The organism is Arthrobacter sp. BG5 (genome assembly GCF_056680155.1).
In genome coordinates this window covers 267,165-288,732 of record NZ_CM155268.1, presented here as the reverse complement: position 1 = coordinate 288,732, position 21,568 = coordinate 267,165, and the positions used below count along the sequence as shown (strand labels likewise).

The 21,568-nt window shown below is 69.6% G+C and carries 20 protein-coding genes; 9 read left to right on the top strand and 11 right to left on the bottom strand.

The features are described from left to right. The first annotated feature begins 69 nt into the window (after positions 1 to 69). From AC1MBE_RS01265 to AC1MBE_RS01255, 3 genes are read left to right on the top strand one after another with little or no spacing between them, the layout of a single operon-like run. Positions 70 to 1,299 carry a type III polyketide synthase gene (locus tag AC1MBE_RS01265; protein ID WP_479780278.1) on the top strand — a complete coding sequence of 410 codons (1,230 nt, stop codon included), beginning with the start codon at positions 70 to 72 and terminating at the stop codon, positions 1,297 to 1,299. A 12-nt stretch (positions 1,300 to 1,311) separates the two neighbouring features. Beyond that, positions 1,312 to 2,028: a class I SAM-dependent methyltransferase gene (locus AC1MBE_RS01260; protein ID WP_479780277.1), complete on the top strand. Its 717-nt coding sequence runs from the start codon at positions 1,312 to 1,314 to the stop codon at positions 2,026 to 2,028. After that, positions 2,025 to 3,185, top strand: coding sequence for an FAD-dependent oxidoreductase (locus AC1MBE_RS01255; RefSeq protein WP_479780275.1), 1,161 nt, complete (start codon positions 2,025 to 2,027; stop codon positions 3,183 to 3,185). The genes AC1MBE_RS01260 and AC1MBE_RS01255 overlap by 4 nt, the downstream gene beginning before the upstream one ends. A gap of 27 nt (positions 3,186 to 3,212) precedes the next feature. Here the strand turns inward: AC1MBE_RS01255 and AC1MBE_RS01250 are convergent, their stop codons facing one another. Beyond that, the gene (locus tag AC1MBE_RS01250) at positions 3,213 to 3,617 is read right to left on the bottom strand and encodes a nuclear transport factor 2 family protein (protein WP_479780273.1); all 405 of its coding nucleotides are present in this window, start codon (positions 3,615 to 3,617) and stop codon (positions 3,213 to 3,215) included. A gap of 107 nt (positions 3,618 to 3,724) precedes the next feature. Here AC1MBE_RS01250 and AC1MBE_RS01245 point away from each other — a divergent pair, with 107 nt between their 5' ends. Continuing rightward, complete coding sequence (locus AC1MBE_RS01245; RefSeq protein ID WP_479780272.1) at positions 3,725 to 4,654, top strand: hypothetical protein; 930 nt, start codon at positions 3,725 to 3,727, stop codon at positions 4,652 to 4,654. A 9-nt stretch (positions 4,655 to 4,663) separates the two neighbouring features. Then, positions 4,664 to 5,371: a peptide deformylase gene (locus tag AC1MBE_RS01240; RefSeq protein WP_479780271.1), complete on the top strand. Its 708-nt coding sequence runs from the start codon at positions 4,664 to 4,666 to the stop codon at positions 5,369 to 5,371. A gap of 9 nt (positions 5,372 to 5,380) precedes the next feature. On the opposite strand, the gene AC1MBE_RS01235 is transcribed toward AC1MBE_RS01240, so the two are convergent. After that, positions 5,381 to 7,471 (bottom strand): S9 family peptidase, encoded by a 2,091-nt coding sequence (locus tag AC1MBE_RS01235; protein ID WP_479780269.1) that lies wholly within the window; start codon positions 7,469 to 7,471, stop codon positions 5,381 to 5,383. 110 nt (positions 7,472 to 7,581) lie between these two features. Here AC1MBE_RS01235 and AC1MBE_RS01230 point away from each other — a divergent pair, with 110 nt between their 5' ends. The 4 genes from AC1MBE_RS01230 to AC1MBE_RS01215 all read left to right on the top strand — a co-directional run bounded on the left by AC1MBE_RS01230 (position 7,582) and on the right by AC1MBE_RS01215 (position 10,756). Further along, positions 7,582 to 8,445 (top strand): methyltransferase domain-containing protein, encoded by an 864-nt coding sequence (locus tag AC1MBE_RS01230; protein WP_479780267.1) that lies wholly within the window; start codon positions 7,582 to 7,584, stop codon positions 8,443 to 8,445. Between the two features lie 124 nt (positions 8,446 to 8,569). Continuing rightward, positions 8,570 to 9,049 (top strand): NfeD family protein, encoded by a 480-nt coding sequence (locus tag AC1MBE_RS01225; RefSeq protein WP_479780265.1) that lies wholly within the window; start codon positions 8,570 to 8,572, stop codon positions 9,047 to 9,049. Positions 9,050 to 9,161: 112 nt separating this feature from the next. Further along, positions 9,162 to 10,115: an SPFH domain-containing protein gene (locus tag AC1MBE_RS01220; RefSeq protein ID WP_479780263.1), complete on the top strand. Its 954-nt coding sequence runs from the start codon at positions 9,162 to 9,164 to the stop codon at positions 10,113 to 10,115. Positions 10,116 to 10,408: 293 nt separating this feature from the next. Beyond that, entirely contained in the window at positions 10,409 to 10,756 is a 348-nt protein-coding gene (locus AC1MBE_RS01215; protein WP_026266329.1) for an RNA polymerase-binding protein RbpA, read from the top strand. An 89-nt stretch (positions 10,757 to 10,845) separates the two neighbouring features. Here AC1MBE_RS01215 and AC1MBE_RS01210 read toward each other — a convergent pair whose 3' ends face one another. The 9 genes from AC1MBE_RS01210 to AC1MBE_RS01170 all read right to left on the bottom strand — a co-directional run bounded on the left by AC1MBE_RS01210 (position 10,846) and on the right by AC1MBE_RS01170 (position 21,534). Beyond that, on the bottom strand, positions 10,846 to 11,583 hold the full coding sequence (locus AC1MBE_RS01210) for a polyprenol monophosphomannose synthase (RefSeq protein WP_479780261.1): 738 nt from the start codon (positions 11,581 to 11,583) through the stop codon (positions 10,846 to 10,848). 146 nt (positions 11,584 to 11,729) lie between these two features. Continuing rightward, positions 11,730 to 13,403 carry an amidohydrolase gene (locus AC1MBE_RS01205; protein WP_479780259.1) on the bottom strand — a complete coding sequence of 558 codons (1,674 nt, stop codon included), beginning with the start codon at positions 13,401 to 13,403 and terminating at the stop codon, positions 11,730 to 11,732. Positions 13,404 to 13,494: 91 nt separating this feature from the next. Then, the gene (locus tag AC1MBE_RS01200) at positions 13,495 to 16,398 is read right to left on the bottom strand and encodes a DEAD/DEAH box helicase (RefSeq protein WP_479780257.1); all 2,904 of its coding nucleotides are present in this window, start codon (positions 16,396 to 16,398) and stop codon (positions 13,495 to 13,497) included. A gap of 24 nt (positions 16,399 to 16,422) precedes the next feature. Continuing rightward, the gene (gene tatC / locus AC1MBE_RS01195; protein WP_479782718.1) at positions 16,423 to 17,217 is read right to left on the bottom strand and encodes a twin-arginine translocase subunit TatC; all 795 of its coding nucleotides are present in this window, start codon (positions 17,215 to 17,217) and stop codon (positions 16,423 to 16,425) included. A 48-nt stretch (positions 17,218 to 17,265) separates the two neighbouring features. After that, the gene (gene tatA / locus AC1MBE_RS01190) at positions 17,266 to 17,535 is read right to left on the bottom strand and encodes a Sec-independent protein translocase subunit TatA (RefSeq protein WP_346958073.1); all 270 of its coding nucleotides are present in this window, start codon (positions 17,533 to 17,535) and stop codon (positions 17,266 to 17,268) included. Between the two features lie 35 nt (positions 17,536 to 17,570). After that, on the bottom strand, positions 17,571 to 17,969 hold the full coding sequence (locus AC1MBE_RS01185) for a hypothetical protein (protein WP_479780255.1): 399 nt from the start codon (positions 17,967 to 17,969) through the stop codon (positions 17,571 to 17,573). Between the two features lie 5 nt (positions 17,970 to 17,974). Continuing rightward, positions 17,975 to 20,035 (bottom strand): helix-turn-helix transcriptional regulator, encoded by a 2,061-nt coding sequence (locus AC1MBE_RS01180; RefSeq protein WP_479780254.1) that lies wholly within the window; start codon positions 20,033 to 20,035, stop codon positions 17,975 to 17,977. Positions 20,036 to 20,162: 127 nt separating this feature from the next. Then, the gene (locus AC1MBE_RS01175) at positions 20,163 to 20,558 is read right to left on the bottom strand and encodes an FKBP-type peptidyl-prolyl cis-trans isomerase (RefSeq protein ID WP_476915398.1); all 396 of its coding nucleotides are present in this window, start codon (positions 20,556 to 20,558) and stop codon (positions 20,163 to 20,165) included. A gap of 40 nt (positions 20,559 to 20,598) precedes the next feature. After that, positions 20,599 to 21,534 carry an FKBP-type peptidyl-prolyl cis-trans isomerase gene (locus AC1MBE_RS01170; RefSeq protein WP_479780252.1) on the bottom strand — a complete coding sequence of 312 codons (936 nt, stop codon included), beginning with the start codon at positions 21,532 to 21,534 and terminating at the stop codon, positions 20,599 to 20,601. Between the last annotated feature and the right edge of the window lie 34 nt (positions 21,535 to 21,568).

The window sequence follows — 21,568 nt, the reverse complement described above, 5'->3', positions numbered from 1 at the left end:
GGCTGCCCGGCAGGCGGACCGGCGTCGACAATCCATTGTCATATCCGCGGGCCTCACTGAGAATGAACCATGACGGTCTACCTGAGGTCCCTGGAAACTGCTGTCCCCCCCACCGTGTTGATCCAATCCGAAGCCCGTGACGTGTTCGCCGCGCAGCCGGGACTTAGCCGGCTTGGCTCCCGGCTTGTGAGCACCTGCTTTGACTCCGCCGCCATCGACACCCGCTACACCGCCCTGGCCGAGCTGACCACGCGCAGCCGGGCGGAGAACCCGCAATTTTTCGACCCCGCCACCGGCCTGCTGCTCAGCCCCAGCACCAAAGTCAGGAACGACATCTTCGCCACCGAAGCCACCAAACTGTTCATCGAGGCGGCCGAAAAGGCCGTGGCCGCCGCGGCCGGCGTCGGCCGCAGTGACATCACCCACCTCGTCACGGTCTCCTGCACCGGCTTCTTCAACCCCGGTCCCGACTACAAGATCGTCCGGGCGCTCGGGCTGAATCCCGCGGTCCAGCGCTACCATCTCGGTTTTATGGGCTGCTATGCCGCCTTCCCGGCCCTACGGGCCGCAAAATCGTTTTGCGACGCGGACCCGGAAGCCGTGGTGCTGGTGGTCTGCGCAGAACTCTGCTCCCTGCACGTCCGGACCTCCAACGACCCGGACACCATCATGGGATCGGCCTTGTTCGCCGACGGCGCGGCGGCCGCCGTCATCAGCGCCCGCGACATCCCGGACCAGCCGGCGCTGCTGACCCTGGACAGTTTTGAAACGGTCCTGACCCCGGTGGGCGAGGAAGCCATGGCCTGGAACATCGGCGACGAGGGCTTTGAGATGGTCCTCGGCAGCTATGTCCCGCACATCATCGACGACCACATCATCGGCGCGCTCGAACCGCTCCTGTCCGGGGACGGGTCGCTCCTGGGCCGCCCGTACCGGGACATCAGGCACTGGGCCATCCACCCCGGCGGCCGCAGCATCCTGGACAAGGTGCAGTCCAGGCTGGAGCTCAGCGACGAGCAGCTGGTTCCGGCCCGAGAGACATTGCGCAACTACGGCAACATGAGCAGCGCCACGGTGTTGTTCGTGATCCGGCACATCCTCGACCTCCCCGCAGGCAGGGAAGACACGGGTGCCGCGGCGGCCGGCGACGGCGAACGGATCTGCTCGATGGCATTCGGCCCGGGCCTGACAGTGGAAACCGCGCTCTTCACCAAAATCACCGCGCCACAGGCCGACGGGACCGCCGCCGCCGACCCGGAACAGCGCGGTGCACCCCGGCCGGCAGCCGCGCTGGCCTGAGCGCCGGGCACCATGGCACCGCTGCGCACCCGCGCCCTGGACGCCGTCGAGGAAATGGACCGGCCTGACTGCGACCCGTCCCGGCTGGACCGGACCTATGCCCAGTTCGCCCTCGTCAACCGCGCCGTGTCCGGCTGGAGGGGCATATACCGGCAGCAGCTGCGGCCGTTGCTCTCCGCAGCGCCCGCCACCACGTTGCTGGACATCGGCTGCGGCGGCGGCGACGTACCGGTCCTGCTGTCCCGCTGGGCGGCGCACGACGGGCTGCGCCTGGAGATCACCGCAATCGACCCCGACCGGCGGGCGGCCGAGTTCGCCGCGCGCCACAGGACCCGCACCGGCGTCACGTTCCGGCGGCAGGCCGCCGCGGAACTGCTCGACGAAGGTGCGCGCTTCGACGTCGTCGTGTCCAACCACGTGCTGCACCACCTGGACGCCGGCGAGCTGGCCGGGTTCCTCGCGGAATCGGCCGCGCTGAGCACCGGCCTGGTCATCCACAACGACCTCCGCCGCAGCCCGGCCGCGTACGCGCTGTTCTCCGCCGGGGCCCTGGTCTTCCCGGGCTCCTACATCCGGCAGGACGGTCTGACCTCGATCCGGCGCAGCTATACCACGGCGGAGCTGCGCGGCGCCGCTCCCCCGGGCTGGACCGTGCTGCCCCGCTCCCCCTTCCGCAACCTGCTGATCCTGGATCAGGCACCAGCCCTCAGCGCCGGCGGCGGCCCATGACCGACGTCATCATCGTCGGCGGCGGCCCGGTGGGGCTGTTCATGGCCGCCCTGCTGCTGCAGCAGGGGCTCAGGGTGACGGTCCTCGAACAACGGACAGCGCCGGAACCGCACTCCCGGGCCATCGGCATCCATCCGCCGGCGCTCGACGCGCTCGGGCAGATCGGCGTGGACCAGGAACTCCTCCGCCGCGGTGTCCCGATCCGGCGCGGCCTGGCCCTCAACGGAGGCAGGACGCTGGCCGAAATGTCCTTCGCCCGGGTGTCCGCACGGTTCCCGTTCGTGCTGTCCCTGCCGCAGGGTTGCACCGAAGCCGTGCTGGAGCAGCGGCTGCGGGAACTCGACCCGGCGGCACTGCACCGCGGCGTGCGGGTGACCGGGCTGCGGGACGAGGGCCGGCAGGTCCAGGTGCAGGCGTGCGACGGCGGGCGTCCGGCCAGCTTCGCGGCGCCGCTCCTGATCGCCGCGGACGGGGTCCGGTCCGCCGCCCGGGCCGCCCTCGGCGTGCCGGTGCGGCACCGGGATTACCCCGACCGCTACCTGATGGGCGACTTTGCCGACGGCACCCGCTTCGGCGCGGATGCGGCCCTGTTCCTTGCCGGCGACGGCATCGTCGAGTCGTTCCCGCTGCCGGGGAAACTGCGCCGCTGGGTGGTCCGCCTGGGCCCGGACGGGGCCGCTGCCGGGGCGCCGGACACCAGCCCGGGCAACAGCCCCGACGCCGGCTGGCTGGCCCGGGAGGTCCGGCGGCGGACCGGCATCGACGTCGACGCCGGCAGCAACAGTATGCTCAGCGGCTTCGGCGTGCGCTACCGCCTGGCCCACCGGATGGCCGCCGGCCGGGGCCTCCTGATCGGCGACGCCGCCCACGAGATCAGTCCGATCGGAGGCCAGGGCATGAGCCTGGGCTGGCTCGACGCACTGGCGCTGGCACCGCTGGTGCCGGCACTCCTGGCGGGCAGCCGCGCCGGACTGGCGGAATTCGAACAGAACCGGATGCGCGAGGCGGTGCGCGCGGCTCGGCAGTCCGAGATCAACATGGCGCTGGGCCGGCCCCTGCGCAGAGGGCTGCTGTCCGTCCGCAACGGGGCCATTGCCGCCGTGGCCGCGGTTCCCGCCGCAAACAGGCTCGTGGCCCGCCGCTTCACCATGCAGTAGCCGCACCAGGCGGAGGCGCCAAACCCGTCAGCGCGGCGGGTAGTAGCAGTCGTAGCTGTGCTGGCTGACGATCCGGCCGTCACGAACCTCAAACACCGAGGCGGTCCGGGCCCGGATCGTGTCGCTCTTGTCCCAGAACGGCAGGTCCATCTGCACGGTCGCGGACCATTCGGCCTCCACGACCACCCGGCCGCCCTCGCTGGTGGTGCGCTGCACCTCGAAGCGCTGGCCGGAAACGATCTCGCCGCTGTGCTCTGCACCGGCCAGGACCTGGTCCCGGGTGCGGGTGGAGCCCTCCGGTCCGAGCAGATGCGGCGCCTCGGTCAGGACGTAGTCCTCGGCCAGGAACGGGCGCAGCGCCTGGGCTCCGCCGCCGGCTTCGAGGGCCCGGAGCAGGCCCAGCACGCTGTCAAGGGGTGTCGCAGGAGTCATGGACCTCAGGCTAGCCGAAGTTTCCGGCAGCCCCCCACCCCCGCCGTGATGTACGGCGTCGCATGCTGACCGTCGCCGGCCGCCGGCCAGCGGCCTAAACTGACCGCATGGGCCGCCTTTCCCCGATGCGCCGCCGCTCCGCCGCGGCCTTGGTCCTGCTCGCGGCCGTCGCCTGCAGCCCGGACACGGGCCCAGCCGTAACCGGCAGCGGTTCGTCGCCGCCGACCGCCGCGCCCGGGCCGCTGACCGCGGAGCTCAGCCAGTTCCGCGACAACTACAGCAGGCAGATCATCGAGATCCAGCTGACCAACACCACCGGCGCCGCGGTCACGGTGCTCGCGGCCAGGCTGCAGAGCCCGCTCTTTGCTTCCAGCATCAGCTGGACGGCCGCGGGGGCCGGAACCGAGCTGCCGCCGGGCCAGGCGAAGAGCCTGCCGGCCCGGCTGCCGGCCGCCTCCTGTCCCGGCCCGGCGGAACACTCCGGCCCAGCCCCGGAACCGTCCGCCGTCGTGGAGGTTCGGGTCGCGGAGGGGGCCGGGGCTCCCGCTCGGACGTTTACGGTCCCGGCGGATGATCCCTTCGGCGTCCTGGTCCGGAACAGCGCCGAGATGTGCGTGGCCCGGGCCGCCGACGCGGTGGCCGGCTTCCGGCTGAGTCCCGACCTTCGGCTGTCCGCGGACGCCCGGAGCGCCGTGGTGCGCCTGGTCATCGCCCCGCGAAACGCGGCCGGCGCCGGCGCTGGTGCCGGGACGCTGACCATCAACAGCATCGGCGGGACCACCTTGCTGGAGGAGGACCGGAGCGCTCCGTGGCCGCGCGGGCTACGGGTGGACGCGGCCGGGCCGGTGCGCGAACTGCCTCTGGGTATCCGGCCGGCACGGTGCGATCCCCATGCCGTGGCGGAGGACAAGGTGGGCACGCTGATCCCGCTCCGGGTCACGGTCGTGGGCCGGGAAGGAGTGTTGAAGATCGACGCCGGCGCACTCCTGCGCGGACGCATTTACGATTTCGTCACTTCAGCATGCGGACGCCAGTAGTCTGTTGCCATGTGTTCAGACACGAGGAATGCCGCAAACTCCGACGTCCCCCACTCGCAGGCCAGTGATGAGAGCATCCGGGAAGCCGTGGACGAGGTCCTGAACACGGGGGTGCTGCCGCCCATCGTCCAGGTGGGCCACCCGGTGCTCCGGCAGCAGGCCGTGCCCTTCACCGGCCAGCTCGACGAAGCGGAGCTGGGCCGGCTGATCGACCTGATGCGCCGGGTCATGCACAAGGCCCCGGGAGTCGGCCTTGCCGCGCCGCAGCTCGGAATCCCCCTGCAGCTTGCCGTCCTGGAGGACCGGTTCGAGGTCGACCCGGACGTCGCCGCGGCCCGGGGCCGGGAGCCGCTGCCGTTCTTCGCCATGTTGAACCCCCGCTACGAGCCGATCGGCACAGCCGGGAAGGCCTTCTACGAGGGCTGCCTGTCGTTGAACGGGCTGCAGGCCGCCGTGCTGCGGCCGGAATCGGTGCGGTTGGAGTTCACGGCGCCGGACGGCACGCCGCAGCAGCGCGACTTCACAGGCTGGCAGGCCCGCATCGTCCAGCACGAGACCGACCATCTGCACGGAATCCTCTACCTGGACCGGGCCGAGCTGCGCTCGCTCAGCAGCAACGCCGAATACTCCGCCCGCTGGGCCCAGCCGGACATCGACCACGCCCGGCAGGAACTGGGGTTCCTGCCGGGCGGGGCCGCCGCTCAGCCCGGCGTTTAGCCCGGCGTTTTAGCCTGCCAGTTGCGCCGCTGCCTGGCCGTCCGGGGCGGGGTTGGCCGCCGTCGGAAGGTGCCGTGACCACCACCGCAGGATCTGGTCGAAGCGCTGCCGGCGGTGGTGCGGGGTTCCGGACCGCGACAGTTCGTGGTTCTCGCCCGGGAAGACCAGGAAGGCAGCCTCGACGCCCAGTTGCTTGAGGGCGGTGAAGTAGCGCTGGCCCTGCTCCACGGGGCAGCGCAGGTCCTCCTCGCTGTGGATGACCAGGGTGGGCGTCCGCACCTGCTCCAGCCGCGCCATCGGGCTCTGCGCTGCCATCTGCTCCGGGGTGCGGCCGGTGTATTCGCCGCCGAAGAACCAGCCGATGTCCGAGGAGCCGGTGAAGCTCACCGGATCCAGGAAGCCGCGCTCCACGATCGAGGCCTTGAAGCGGTGGTCATGGCTGATGGTCCAGGCCGTCAGGTAGCCGCCGTAGGATCCGCCCATGATGCCCAGGGCGTCGGCGTCGAGCTCTTCAAACTTCGCCAGCGCCCCGTCAAGGAAGGCCAGGACGTCCTGCATGTCCACCGTTCCCATGCGTTCCTTGATGGAGCGGCCGTGGCCCTGGCCGTAACCGGCAGAGCCGCGCGGGTTGCACATAAGTACCGCGTAGCCGGCCGCCGCGTAAACCTGGGCCTCGTCGAAGAGCGCGCCGGTAAACTGGGCGAACGGGCCGCCGTGGATGTTCAGCAGTACCGGGTGCGGTCCGTCCCCGGCGGGCCTGACCAGCCAGCCGTGCACCGGATAACCGTCCCCGGACGCGAAGGTGAGTTCCTGCGGGGTGATGATCCCCGCTTCGGCCCGCAGCGGGGCCGAGAAGTCACTGAGGACCCGGAGTCGGCCGCCCTCGAGGACCGCGACGTCCCCGGCGGTCTCCGCATCGCCGAAGCTCAGCAGCAGCGCGCCACCGGCCTCGGCGGCGCCGGTGACCACGTGCCCGCCGTCGAGCAGCACGTTGCGTTGGCCCTCGGGGCCGAATTCCAGAAGTTGAACTGTGCCGCGGGAGTTGTTCAGCACCAGGACGCCGTCCGTACCGCGCAGCTCCAGGGTGCCGCCAAGGTCCATGGTCTCCGCGTCGCTCAGTGCGACAGCGTCCCCGCCGCCCGCAGGCATGACGTACAGCGCCGTGTTGCGGGCCACGAAGTCCTTACCCTCGGCGCCCAGGTCCTGAGCCGCAAAGTAGAGCCGTTCGCCGTCCCGGCTCTGCCGGACGGCCGCGACGGACAGCCCGCCGGTGTCGCCGGTGTTGGCGTGGACCACGGCCTCGGGGCCGTCGCCTGCCGCCCCGGCAGCAACCGGAACCCGGTAGATTCCGCTGACCAGGTCGTTGTCGCTGTCCTTGTGCAGGGCGGCGGTGAAGTACACGGCGCTGCCGTCGGCGCTGTAGCTGGCACCGTTGTGGTCGGTCGCCGCCGTGGTCAGCTGGCGCGCCTCCGGCAGGCTCCGGTCGCCCTTGCCGCCGTCGGCTGCGTCGGCGGCCGTGGCGGCCTTGGCTGCCTTGAGCGCCCGGCCGGCGGGAGGTACCGGTGGTTCCTCGTCCAGGTCGGGGACCGCGACGACGAAGAGCTGCAGCGGTTTGTCCGCGGTGTAGCCGACACCGTTCATCCGGTATTGATAATCAGTAATCAGGCGGGCATCCTCGGCTCCGGCGGAGACACCGTCAACCGTGCCGTAGCGGCCTTCCTCGGGAGTCCTGGCGCTGAAGACGATGCTGCGCGAATCCGGGGACCAGGCAAAGGCACTGACACCCAGCGGCGCATCCGTCAGCGGCACCGGTTCCCCGCCGGAGGCCTCGACCACATGCAGCTGCGGTTTGCCGCCGGCGGCGGCGCGGAGGAATCCGAGCACCCGGCCGTCCGGGGAAAACCCCGGTGCGGTGTCGCGGAAGCCGCGGGTCAGCCGGCGCGGCCGCAGCGCCGGATCCACCGGCACGCTCCACAACTGGCCAACATAGGCATCGGCGTCGAAATCGGGGCGGACCACGGACACGACGGCCCGGGAGCCGTCCGGGTGCACGGCGGGCGCTGAAACGGACTTGAGCAGGGGTAAATGTTCGGATTTCACGATTGCGAGCCTAGCCCTTGCCGCCACCGAGGTGAAATACCTCACACCGGCACGGCGCGGCCCGCGGATCACGGTGCCCGGGAAAACGTCCCGGCCCTACGATGGACTCTATGCCCGCTGCTCCGCTCGCCGCCCTCGTGTGCCCCGTCTGCCGGAGCCCGTTCGCGGCAGGCAGGGGCGGCCGCTCGCTGGTCTGCCCCGCCGGGCACAGCTTCGACGCCGCCAGGCAGGGCTACTTCAACCTCCTAACCGGCAAAGGCACCGTCTTCGAAGCGGATGCCGCGGACATGGTCGCGGCGCGCTTCGATTTCCTGTCCGCCGGGCATTACCGGGAGCTGGCAGAGGCTGTCGCCGACCTTGCCGCGCCGTTCCTCACCTTGGACGACGCCGCAGTCCTGGATGCCGGCACCGGCACCGGGCACTACCTGCGCGCCGTGCTGGACCGCGTCCCGGCCGCGGCCGTCGGCGTGGACATCTCCAAGTTCGCGTTGCGCCGGGCGGCCCGGCTGAACCCGGAGGCGGTCAACCTCGTCGCCGATGTGTGGCAGCCGCTTCCGCTGGCGGACGGGTCAGTGGACGTTGTCACCGTGGTCTTCGCGCCGCGCAATGCCGCCGAGTTCGCCCGTGTGCTCCGCCCGGGCGGGCGGCTGATCGTCGTCACGCCCAGGCCCGGGCACCTGGCCGAGATTGCCGGACAAACCGGAATGCTGGGCATCGAACCGGCCAAGGAAGAACGCCTCGCCGCGTCGCTGGCCGGGCACTTCGTGACCAGCGGGGTCCGGGAGCTGGATCTGATGTTGGCCCTGGCACCTGCCGACGTCGCCAGCCTCGCCCTGATGGGGCCTGCCGGGCACCACCTCGACCGCGAAGCCCTCGCGGCCACGGTGAGCGGCCTCCCGGCCCAGACCGCCGTCTCCGCCCGGTTCCGGATCAGCCTTTTCGAACCGCGTCCCGTTGGGGCCGGATCCGCATAACGAGTTGGCCACGTTAGGCCGCTGATGCCGGCGGCCTGTCCCCCTCCCGGCCGTCCGGCTTAGGATGGAACCAGCTTACGGAGGGTCTGCGCTCGCAGCTCCCGGGCGGAGCCAAGGGGGAACGATGTTCGAATGGCTGGCTGAAAACTGGTGGGCACTGTGGCTCACGGTCTTCCTGGTGTTTGCCGTGGTGGAAATGCTCACCCTGGACCTCTTCTTCATCATGCTCGGCGGCGGCGCCCTGGCCGGGCTGGTCGCCGCCTTCGCCGGCGCCGACTTCTGGCTGCAGATTGTCGTCTTCAGCGTCGTCTCCCTGCTGATGATCGGTTTCGTGCGGCCCGTGGCTCTCAAGCACCTGCGCAGCAGCCCGGCGGACCAGCGCAGCAACGTCGAACGCCTGATCGGTGAATCCGCCCTCGTTGTGGAGCCCGTGAGCGCCACCGGCGGCCTGGTCAAGATTGGCGGCGATGTCTGGAGCGCCCGCTACGAATCGGGTGTCCTCGCCCCCGGGCAGCACGCCGTCGTCAGCGCCATCGACGGCGCCACCGCCGTCGTCATTCCGCAGCCGGACCAGGCCGGGCAGGAACAACCCGGACCGTTGTGAGCCTGCCCGTCCGGGACACAGTCTTCCTGCAGCCGCCACCGGCCGCAGGACCAGCGGCAGCCAGGCTGCCGCCCAACAAAGCAGAACCACATAACTGGGGAAAAGGTGATGTATGGATATCGCAGTCGCAATTGTGCTGCTGGTACTCGTTGCGTTCGTAATAATCGTGCTGGTGCGCTCGGTGCGGATCGTGCCGCAGGCGCGTGCCGGCGTCGTGGAGCGCCTGGGTAAGTACCAGCGGACGCTGAACCCGGGCCTGACCATCCTGATTCCCTTCGTTGACCGGCTGTTGCCCCTGCTCGACCTGCGCGAGCAGGTGGTCTCCTTCCCGCCGCAGCCGGTGATCACCGAGGACAACCTTGTGGTGTCCATCGACACTGTCGTTTACTTCCAGGTCACCGATGCGCGGGCAGCCACCTACGAGATCGCCAACTACATCCAGGCCGTCGAACAGCTCACCACCACCACGCTGCGCAACGTGGTGGGCGGGCTGAACCTAGAGGAGGCGCTGACCTCCCGCGACCAGATCAACGGACAGCTGCGTGGCGTGCTGGACGAGGCGACCGGACGCTGGGGTATCCGCGTCTCCCGGGTGGAGCTCAAGGCCATTGATCCGCCCCACTCCATCCAGGACTCGATGGAGAAGCAGATGCGCGCCGAGCGGGACCGCCGCGCAGCGATCCTGACCGCCGAGGGCACCAAGCAGTCCGCGATCCTCACTGCCGAAGGCCAGCGGCAGTCCTCCATCCTGAAGGCCGAAGGTGACGCCCAGGCGGCGATCCTGCGGGCTGACGGCGAGGCCCAGGCCATCCAGAAGGTCTTCGACGCCATCCACAAGGGCAACCCGGACCAGAAGCTCCTGGCCTACCAGTACCTGCAGACACTGCCGAAGCTGGCCGAAGGTACCTCCAACAAGCTGTGGATCATTCCCAGCGAGGTCGGCGAGGCGCTCAAGGGCATCGGGAGCGTCCTGGGCGGCACCAACCCCGACCTGCTTTCGGAGGCTCCGGCCGGAAGGTCCGGCGCGCCGTCGCCGGCAGCCGGGGCCTCCACACCGGAGCCCTAAGCGGCCCGGCCGGCGGTGCCGCCGCAGTGGACTACCAGGGAGGCACCCGCTGGGCGGGTGCCTCCCTGCGCGGTCCGGCTTTACCCGCGGCGGCACTCCCGCGTATAGTGGGTTATTTGTCCGGACGGTTCAGCCTGCCGGAACAATTACGCTTCGCCGCGCGTTATATCTACTGAAGATTTCTGCAGTGGTGAACGCCACGCAAAACGCATGCAAAAGTAGTCCGGCGTGGTCCTGGTGGCCCCCGGCTAGCGCAGGGCTTGGCCCTGCGAACCGATCATAAGGGAGAAAAGATGAGCGATCGCAGCCTGCGGGGTATGCGCCTTGGCGCACAGAGCATGGAGACCGAATCCGGCGTCGAACCGGCTCCGCGCCAGCGCGTAGAGTACCGCTGCGAGGACGGCGAGCAGGTGTTCGTGACCTTCTCCTCCGAAGCGGAGATTCCCCCGGTCTGGGTTTCGAAGACCGGCAAGGAGGCCCTGCTGGTCGACGGCGAACGCCCCGTCAACAGCAACGAGAAGGCCGTGCGCACGCACTGGGACATGCTGCTGGAACGGCGCTCCCTGCCGGAGCTTGAGCAGATCCTGGAAGACCGGCTCACCATCCTGCGCGAACGCCGCGGCGAACGGCGTTCCGCCTAGGAAACCGGCCCCACGTCAAAAGGCCGGGCCGGCACCTCAACGAGGTGCCGGCCCGGCCTTTTTTGGTGCCGGCTGGTCCTGGTGCGGTCCTACTTGCGGCCGAGCTTGCGGCCCAGCGTGTTCCAGCGGGCAGTGAGGCCCCATTTGGTGACGTTGATCATGGCCTCGACCACGATGTTGCCGCTCATCTTCGAGGCTCCCAGCTCGCGCTCCACAAACGTAATGGGCCGTTCCACGATGTTCAGGCCCAACTTGGCCACCCGCCAGGCCAGATCCACCTGGAAGCCGTAGCCGACCGAGTCCACTGAATCCAGGTTGAGCTTTTCCAGGGTGGTCCGGCGGAACGCGCGGAAACCGCCCGTGACGTCCTTGATTTTCACGCCCAGCATGATCCGCGCGTAGGTGCTGCCGACCCGGGAGATGGCCTGCCGGTACAACGGCCAGTTCACGACGCTGCCGCCCGGGACCCAGCGCGAACCCATGGCGAGGTCCGCGCCCTGCTCCACGGCCTCGATCAGCTGGGGCAGCTGCTCGGGCTTGTGCGATCCGTCGGCGTCCATCTCCACGAGGATGTCGTAGCCGGCGTCCAGGCCCCATTTGAAGCCGGCGATGTACGCCGCCCCGAGGCCGGCCTTGCCTCCACGGTGCAGGACGTGGACCTGGCTGTCCTCGGCCGCGATGCGGTCCGCCAACTGGCCCGTGCCGTCGGGACTGTTGTCGTCAACGACCAGGACGTCGGAGGCCGGCACGGCAGTGCGGAGACGCCCAAGGGTCTTGGGCAACGATTCCAGCTCGTTGTAGGTCGGGATGATCGTGAGGACGCGCACAGCGGGGCCTTTCCTTGAAGGGAGCGGTCGGTGGGCCGGAACGGCCGGTTATTAGCCGACGACGGGCACAGCTTCCCATTATAGACAGCCGGCGGGCGGCTGCCCGTGTTCGGCCCGGGTGGCGCGGGGCACACCCGGCGGGCGGCTCAGCGCCCGAGCGAGCCGTTGGTGAAGAGCTCGACGCCGTCCCGCACGGTCTGCAGGCAGACCGGATCGGTGCCGGTGTCCAGTGCGGGCAGCAGCGGTGTCCGGGCGCGCGGGTCCGTGCTCCAGGACTGGACCCGGCCGTCGGCCACCTGCACCATCAGCTCTTCGACTTCCCAAACCGCGAAGCTGGCCGGGGCGCCGGGGACGAGCTGGCCGGCCATCGGGTTCCGGTACCGGGCTGCCCGCCAGCCGGCCCGGGTGTGGCCCAGGAAGGCCGCGCGGGCCGAGATCCGCTCGTCGGAGTTGTGATGTTCCAGGCAGGCGCGCACGCTTGACCAGGGCCGCAGCGCGGTGACGGGACTGTCACTGCCGAAGCAGACCGGAACCCCGGCGGAGTAGAAGGAGCCGAAGGGGTTCATGGCCGTGTGGCGGGAGCCCAGCCGCTGGGCGTAGAGGCTCTCCTCCCCGCCCCAGAGGGCGTCGAAGCCGGGCTGCGCGCTCACGGTCACCGAGTACTTGGCCAGCCGCGCGATGGCGGCCGGGTCGGCGATTTCGACGTGCTCCAGCCGGTGGCCGGCGGCGCGGACGCGCTGTTCGCCGACTTCGGCTGCCGCCTGGTCCAGGGCATCGAGAGCGGCGTCGAGTCCGGCGTCGCCGATCACGTGGAAACCCGCCTGGATCCCCAGGACCGAGCACGCGGCCAGATGCGCCGCCGCTTCGTCGACGGACAGGTAGCGGGTACCCCGCTCCCCCGTCGCGTCGCTGTAGTCGCTGCGCAGCGCGGCGGTGCGGGAACCGATCGAGCCGTCCATGTTCAGGTCCCCGGCCAGGCCAAGGACCGGCACGCCCAGGCTGTCGAGGATGGACCGGGCCTCTTCCACCGAACCGGCCAGCTGGCCCCAGTATGGCAGGACCTCGGGGACAGCGCCGCCGGTCCGTTCCGCGGCATTCCAGCCGGCCGCAAGCTGCAGGTCCTCCACGCTGCCGATGTGCGGCGCCGCCATCTCGGCCAGCGCGACATACCCGTTGGCGGCCGCCTCGGCCAGGGCGGCCTGCTGGTAGCCTCGCAGGGCGTCGGCCGGGAGTTGCCGGGCGGCGAGCCGCGCGGCCGTGTGGGCGGCGCGTTTGACCTGCCCGTCGGCGGCGTAACCGTCCAGGCGCTCCAGGCCGGACGCGGACGCCAGTGAGCTCGAGACCAGGGCCGAGTGCACATCGACCCGTGAGAGGTACACCTGCCGGCCGCCGCCGGCGCGTTCGAGTTCTTCCCGGCTGGGCAGGGTGGGATCGTCCCAGCGCGTTTCGTCCCAGCCGTGCCCCAGCACCGTGCCGCCCTTACTCGCAGCGGAGACACAGAAGCCGGCGACGGCGTCGAGCAGCTGGGCCGCGGAGCGGACGCCGCCCAGCTGCAGCGAGTCCAACGCGATGCCGGTCTCGGTCAGGTGGACGTGCGAGTCCACGAAGCCCGGGGCCAGGAGGGCACCCTGGAGGTCAATGACCTCCATCGAGGCGTCGGCGATGGACGTGGCAGCTTGTTCCGAGCCGACCCAGGCGACGGTGTCGCCGTCGACCAGCATGGCCGTGGCGAAGGGATCCGCGGCGGTGTAGACGGAACCGTTGCGGTACAGCGTCACCTTGCGCGGTGCCTGACTAGCCTCGGACGGTGAAGCGGTCATGGTGTGGAACTCCTTGTAGCTGGGGCCGATGTGCCGGGCCGGTGGCAACGGGCAGGGTGAAGGGAAGGCTGCGGCGGCCGTCAGGGGCCGGTCAGGCGACGGCCGAATAGGCCACGACGCCGCGTTTGACCAGGGTGATCGCATCACCGCAGAGCCGCGCGACGCGCGGTTCCAGGCCGGGGATCTTGGCCAGCTGGTCCAGCAGGTCGATGACCTGTTTGACCCAGCGGACGAAGTCGCCGGCGGCCAGGTCGGTGCCGCTGAGCACCTCCTGGAGGTGCCGGCCCTTGGCCCACTTGAAGATCGGCCAGACGAGGCCGAGTTCCGGCTCGCCGGTCAGCGGCAGCTTGCTGGCTTCCTCCACGTCCTCTAGGGCCGACCACTCGCGGACCACGATGTCGACGGCGGACTCCAGCGAGACGCTCGGCATCTTGGGCCGGAGGCCGCGGTCCTCGCGCTTGGCCTGGTACACGAGGACGCTGGCAAGGGCCGCGATTTCAGCGGCGTCGAGGTCACTGAAGGCGCCCAGCCGGAGAGCCTGCGAAATCAGCAGGTCTTTCTCCCCGTAGATCCGGCGTAGCCGGTGGCCGTCCGGGCTGATCGAGAGCACGCCGGCGTCCGAGGTTTCCAGGTAGCCATAGCTGGACAGGACCCCGCAGACCCGGTCGAAGGTTTTGGCGATGGTGTTGGTGCGGCCCTGGATCTGCCGGATCAGGCCGTCGGTTTCCTGGCGGAGCTTCCACCAGCGCTCGGACCAGCGGGCATGGTCCTCGCGTTCGCTGCAACCGTGGCAGGGGTGCGCTCTCAGCTCGCGGCGCAGTTCCGCGATCTTTTTCTCCATGTTCGGCAGGGCGGCGGCGCGGCCGAAGTCCTCGTTCCGGTTCGGCGGCGCAGGCGGCCGGCTCTCGCGGATGGCGTTGCGGACCGAGGACGCCAGGTCGCGCCGGGACTTCGGCACCTTGGCGTTGAAGGACTTGGGGATCCTGACCCGGGTGATCGGGGCCAGCGGGCCCTCGACGTCGTGCAGTCCGATCCGGCGCAGCTGGTTGTCCAGGGTCATCACCGCCGGCCGCGGCTCGCGGGAGTGATGGTCCGAGCTGAGCACGACGGCGAGGCCGGGCGCGCGGCCCGACGGCACGTCCACGACGTCGCCGGGCAGCAGCCGGCTCAGGGAGTCCTCGGTGAGCGACTTGCGGGCCCGCGAGGTGCCCTTCGCGGCGGTGTTCTCCGCGTCCGAGAGTGCCCGGCGCAGCCGTGAGTATTCGGTGAAGTCGCCCAGGTGGCAGGTCATCGCCTTGCTGAACCCGGCGAGGGATTCCTCCCGGCTGCGGACCTGCTTTGCGAGCCCGACGACGGAACGGTCCGCCTGGAACTGGGCGAAGGAGGACTCGAGGATTTCCCGGGCGCGGGGGCGGCCAAACTGGGCCACAAGGTTGATGGACATGTTGTAGGTGGGCCGGAAGCTGGAGTTCAGCGGGTAGGTCCGCCGGGAGGCGAGGCCCGCTACCGCTGCCGGATCGGTGCCCGGCTGCCACAGCACGACGGCGTGGCCCTCGACGTCGATGCCGCGGCGGCCCGCCCGTCCGGTCAGCTGGGTGTACTCCCCCGCCGTGATGTTGACGTGCGCCTCGCCGTTGAACTTGTCGAGCTTCTCCAACACCACGCAGCGCGCGGGCATGTTGACGCCCAGCGCGAGGGTCTCGGTGGCGAACACGGCCTTGACCAGGCCGTCCACAAACAGCTTCTCCACGACTTCCTTGAAGGTGGGCAGCATGCCGGCGTGGTGTGCGGCCAGGCCGCGGAGCAGCCCGTCGCGCCAGCTCCAGAAGCCCAGGACGTCCAGGTCGTCGGCGGGGATGTCCTGGGCAGCCTCGTCAACCCGCCGGGCAATGATGAGCTGTTCCTGCTCCGTGGTCAGCCAGAGCCCGGCGGAGACACACTGCGCCACGGCGGCGTCGCAGCCGGCGCGCGAAAAGATGAACGTGATGGCCGGCAGCAGGTCCATCCGGTCCAGGCTGGCGATGACCTGCGGGCGGCTGGCCTTCCGGACAGGGCTGCGCGGGCCGTCCTGCGGCGGCTCGTCCCGCTGGCCACGCCGGTTGCGCTGGTTGCGCCCGCCGTGGCCGAAGCGGCCACGGAAGTTCATCTGGCTCTCGGCACGGGCCATCGAGAGCAGTTCAGGGTTGACCTCGTAGCCGGCGCGCTCGGTGATGGCTGTGCCGGTGCCTATAGCTGCGGGCTCCGCGGTGGCGGCGACGTTATCCTCGCCCGCGGGCGCGATCTCATCGAAGCTGGTGTCGCCGGCAAACAGGTCAACGATCTTGCGGCCCACCATGACGTGCTGCCACAGCGGGACGGGGCGGTGTTCGGAGACGATCACGTCGGTCTGGCCGCGGACGGTGTCCAGCCAGGCGCCGAATTCCTCGGCGTTGGAGACCGTGGCGCTGAGCGAGGCGACCTGGACCTCGCTGGGCAGGTGGATGATGACTTCCTCCCACACGGCCCCGCGGAACCGGTCGGCGAGGTAATGCACTTCATCCATCACCACGTAGCCGAGGTCATCCAGCGTGTCCGAGTCGGCGTAGAGCATGTTGCGGAGCACTTCGGTGGTCATGACCACCACCGGCGCTTCGCCGTTGATGCTGGTGTCGCCGGTCAGCAGGCCCACCTGCGCCGCGCCGTACTTATCCGCCAGCTCGGTGTACTTCTGGTTGCTCAGCGCCTTGATCGGCGTCGTATAAAACGCCTTCAGGCCCCGCTGGAGTGCCAGGTAGATCGCGAACTCGCCCACGATCGTTTTTCCGGCACCGGTGGGTGCTGCCACCAGCACCCCGCGGCCCGCCTGCAGGGACAGGCACGCCTCACGCTGGAAGGGATCAAGGTCGAACGCGAGCGAACGGGTGAATCCGCCCAGGTAGGTTTTGGCTTCTGCGGCCCGCTCGGCGCTGGCACGGTAGCGCTCGGACGGGGACTCCGGCCCGGGTAGTGAGGACATGCATCCAGCCTAGTCTGCGGAGCGCTACAGATTCTCCAGCTCGGAGCTGGGAGTCGCCTGGTCCGCAGTGGCTTCGGTCTCGGCGGCAACCTTGGCGGCGCGCTTCTCCCGCCGGCGGTCGTTGAGCAGGCAGAGACCGATCGCGGTGAAGAACAGGATCAGCATGGGCACGGCAAGGTAGAACATGCTCATCGCGTCGGCGCCCGGGGCGGCCATGGCCGCGAAGAGGCAGACCAGGAACACGGTGATCCGCCAGCTCCGGAGCAGCTGCCGGCCTTTGATCAGCCCGGCCAGGTTCAGCCCGAACAGGACCACCGGCAGCAGGAAGGCGATTCCGAAGGCGAGCAGCAGGCGCAGGACAAAGGACAGGTAGACCTGGGCGCTGATGAAGTTGGAGCCGCCCGAGGGGGTGAACTCGGTCAGCACCCGCACCGCGTTGGGCAGCACCAGCCAGGCCAGCAGCACGCCGCCGACAAACAGGGGCACCGCCGCGGCCACGAACGACAGCGCCAGCCGCCGTTCCTTCTTGTGCAGCCCGGGCACGATGAAGGCCCAAAGCTGGTAGAGCCAGATGGGGCTGGCGACGATCAGGCCCAGGAACACGGAGACCTGGATCATCAGGTCGAACGAGCTCGCGACGCCGTCGAAGTTCAGTGAGGCCTGCCGGCCCTCATGCTCGTTCAGGTCGCGGATCGGCTTGATCAGCGCCGCGAGCATCGGCTGGTAAACGAGGAAGCCGACGACGGTCCCCAGCACGACGGCGATCGCCGATTTGAAGAGCCGGTTCCGCAGCTCTTTGAGGTGATCGAGAAGGGCCATCCGGCCCTCGGGGTTCGATCGGCGGCTCATGGTTACTGCCATGTGGTTCTAGGCGCGGTTCGGCGGCGGAACGTCGGTTCCCTCGCCCGGGCGGCTTTCGGTGCCGGTGGACCGGGGGTGGTTCACGACTTTGCCTTCGACGGCGTCGGAGTCGGCCTGCGCCTCGGGCGTGCCGTCCTTCTTCATTTCGCGGACCTCGGATTTGAAGATCCGCATCGACTGGCCCAGGCTGCGGGCCATGCCCGGCAGCTTAGGTGCTGCGAAAAGCACGAGTGCCAGGACGATGATGATGATGAGATGCCAGCCTTCAAGCCTCATGCCGGGTGGTCCTTTCGTTTGAATACATCCTATGTCTAACGGAGATCGATGTCGCGCAGCGCCTGGGGCTGGCCACGTTCCGTTTTACGCCGGATCCGGCGTACCCGCCGGGCTTCCTGCCGGGCAACTTTGGATGCATGGTAATCATGTCGCATCGACGCGGGCGGGGCAAAAACGGCCGACCCCGGAACCGCTGACGGTCCGGATACTTCCCCTGCGTCGTCGCCGTCCGAGCCTACGGCGCCGACATGAACAGCGGCTGAACCGGAGGTAAGCGGCGGGGACCCGAGGCTCGAGAAGCGCTCCCCCGCCTCGCCGAGTTCCTTGACCGTGGCCATGAACTGCCGGTACAGCCGCACGCCGAGCACGCCGAAGAACAACAGGGACAGCGCAACGAGCGCTATCCAGATTACGATCCAGGACCACCAAGGCATGCTGATCAGTCTAGCTGGCGCGCCGGGTGGTCCTCGTACCGGGCCAAGGCAGCGTCAAGCCAGTCCCTGGCGGCGGCGGCAAGCTCGGGCGGCTGCAGGATGCGGACGGCCCCGCCGTGCTGGGCGACGAACATCGGCAGCCAGCCGGCACTGCCAAAGCGGATTTCCGCGAGGACGTGGCCGTCGGGAAGCGCCGCTGTCCGCTCGGCGTAGTAGTCGTCCGCGAGTCCGGCGCCCTGCCTGGTCAGCTCGACGACCACCACGGTGTCGTCGTCGTTGGGGGTGAAAAGCTTGACCGGGAAACCGTCGGCAGGGTTGGCGGTCGAGGACACCGGGTGCCCGTTGGGCTGCAGGCTCTGGATCCGGTCCAGCCGGAAATTGCGCAGGCCCTGCGCGGAGTGGCAGTACGCCTCGAGGTACCAGGTGCTGTCCAGCGAGTAGAGCCGTTGCGGGTCGATGTCGCGTTCGGTGACGGCGTCCCGCTGCGGGGACAGGTAGCTCAGCCGCAACTGCGCACCGGCGCGGATCGCCTGGCGTGCGGTCTCGAGCGTGCCGGAGTCCTCCGGCGCCACCTCCGGGCCGGACACGGCCGCGGCCTTGAGGCCTTCCTCACCGGCGGCGGCCATGAGCTTCAGGGTAACGGACTCTAGGGTGCCGCCCTCGGCGAGCCCGGGCAGGCCGTTGAGGGCCTCCAGCCCGGTGAGCAGGGCGCACGCCTCGTCGACGCTGAACCGGACCGGGCGTTTCAGGTCCAGGTCCTCGAAGATGTAGACGTGGTCGTCGTCCCACCGGATGTCCAGCAGATCGTCCGGGTAGCCCTCGGGCAGGCCGGAGCAGATCAGGATGCGCAGGTCGTCTTCGAGTTCCTTGCGGGTGATGCCGAACCGCGCAGCGACCTCGCTGATGTGCAGGCCCTGGTTGTGCACCAGGAACGGGACCAGCTGCAGCATCCGCTTGAGCTGGTCTTCGGAGGTGCGTTTCCGCGGACGCTTGGCCGGCCCGGCGCTGGGAAACTCGACCGGCGGCACCGGTGCCGCGGCGAAGGCGGCTGCGGCGGCCAGCCGCCTCCGGACGGCGGTGTGCAGCCCGGAGGGCGCGACGACGACGGCTTTCGCGCCGTAGGAGGCCAGCTCCTCCGCGAGGGTCTCCGCGTCGCGGTATGGCACGCTGAGCCGGTCGAAGCCGGCGCGCCCCGGTGCTGCGGTGCCCGCTGCGGCGTCCGCTGGAGTACCCGTCCCGCCGAAGCCCCCGTCGCCGTCGTCCGCGGTGTAGGGCTCGGCACGCTTCCGCAGGCCCAGCAGCGCACCGTGGGCGACGTCGATGACCGCGTGCCGGACCGGCAGTTCGGGCAGCGCGGCGAGCTGTTCGCGGACGTTGAAGGACGACGGCGGGTTGAAAGTCTCCTGGTCCAGCACGGTGACGGCCGAGGTAAACCGGGACAGCCGGAAGAACCGCTTGTCACTGCGGGCGCGGTCGTGGCCGACGAGGTACCACTGCCCGAAGCGGCTGCCCAGCCCCCAGGGCTCGACCGTCCGCGTCTGCTCCTGGCCGGTGCTGCCGGCCAGGTAGCCGAAGCTGACCGGGTGTTGGGCGTGGATGGCGGAGACGAGATCCTCGAAAGCCTGGCCGGCCGGCCGGATGCGCGGCTGGACGCCCGCCGGGAGCTCCGCGTCCTGCAGGCCGCCGGCGGCCTGCAGCTTGCGCACGGCGTCACGGGCGGCGGACCCGAGGGCGGCCCGTTCCCAGAGCTGCGCAGCGAGGATCAGGACGGTGCACTCGGCCGGGGTGAGGCTGACGTCCGGGAGCCGGTTGGATTCCTTGCCGATCCGGTACCTGGTGGTGGCCGGATCGTCGGAGCCCCAGCCTTTGTCTGTGACGGTCTCCACGTCGAAGCCGAAGTGGCGGAGCTCGCCCTTGTCCCGCTCGAACATGCGGCCGAAGGCGGCCTCCGAGCTGGTGGTGTCGTGGTAGACCTTTTGCCGCAGTTCGCTGCGGTGCAGACCGTATTTGGTGTTGAGCAGCGCGATCAGCAGGTTCAGGAGTCGTTCAGTACGTGAGGCGGACACTCCGCAAGGGTACTAAAGTCCCCGCCCCCAAAACGGAGAAAGCGCGGTAACAGCCGGAAGAACTTTCCGATTGTTACCACGCTCTCCCGCGCGGCCGGGCCGAGGGGGTCCGAGCTGTGGGTCGCCCCTAGCGGACGGCGACCAGGTCGACGACGAAGATCAGGGCCTCGTTGGGGCCGATCGCTCCGCCGGCGCCGCGCGAGCCGTAGGCCATTTCGGAGGGGATCTCCAGCCGGCGGCGGCCGCCGACCTTCATGCCCAGCAGTCCCTGGTCCCAGCCCTGGATGACCTGGCCGACGCCGACCCGGAAGTCCAGGGGTGCGCCCCGGCCCCAGGAGGCGTCGAACTCTTCGCCGGTGGACCAGGCCACGCCGACGTAGTGGGTGGAGACGGTGTCGCCGGCCTTGGCCTCGGCGCCGTCGCCCTCGATCAGGTCGGTGATGACGAGTTCGGTGGGTACGTCGCCCTCGGGGAAGTCAATTTCCGGCTTCTGGCGGTCGAGGTTGCGCTGTCCAAATGACATGGTTGCTCCTTCTTGGGTGGCTTGCTGAAACTGCAGGTCGTTACTTGACGCCGAGGATGTCGACGACGAAGACGAGGTCGCCCTTGGCATCGCCCTGGCCCTTGTCGCCGTAGGCGAGGTCCTTGGGGATGACCAGGAGGACGCGGGAGCCGACGGTCTTGCCGGCGAGGCCCTGGGTCCAGCCCTTGATCACGCCGTTGAGCGGGAACGTGGCCTTCTTGCCGCTGTCGAAGCTGGAATCGAAGACCTTGCCGCCCGCCAGCGTGACGCCGACGTAGTTGACGGTGACGGTGTCGGATTCCTTGACCGCCTGGCCCTTGCCCTTGATCAGCTCCTGGGAGATGAGTGCCTTGGGTGCCGCAACGCCCTTGACCGAGATGACCGGGACGCCCTTGTCGTTTTCGGTCACGGTGGGCAGGCCGGCCGGCGGCGTCACGGCGTCGCCTTCGGGCTTGTCGAGGACCTTGGGGGCGTCCTTGGCGGCGAGGATCTTGATGACCAGCAGCTGTGAGGGCTGGGCGGCGCCGCCCTCGGCGCTGGCGGCCTTGCCGGGGACGGCCAGGGCCAGTTGGGAACCCACCTTGGCGCCGACGAAGGCGTTGTAGATGACGGCGCTTCCGGTCTTGAGCTCATCGTTCAGCTCAAGCTTCTCGGGGTCCTTCGCGAAGGTGTCTTCGAGGGTGGAGCCGTCCTTGCCGTTGAAGGCGACGATGGAGATGTCCGCGACCTGGTTGGCCTTGACGCGGTCGCCCTCGCCTTCCTTGACCACCTTGATGGTGGGGTCCTTGACCTCGAGCGGCTTGGTGAACTCAACGCCGGGCGCCTTCTTGTCGCCGTTCTCGGTCAGTTTCAGGGAGTCCAGCTTCGCGGTCTCACCGGCGGACTGGCTGGTGGGCTCCGGGGCGGCAGGCTCGCCGCCACCACAAGCGGTGAGCAGCAGCAGTCCGGGGAGGAGAATTGCTAATAGTCGGCGCACGTAAGAACTTTCGTCGGGGCAGGATGGACGCTTC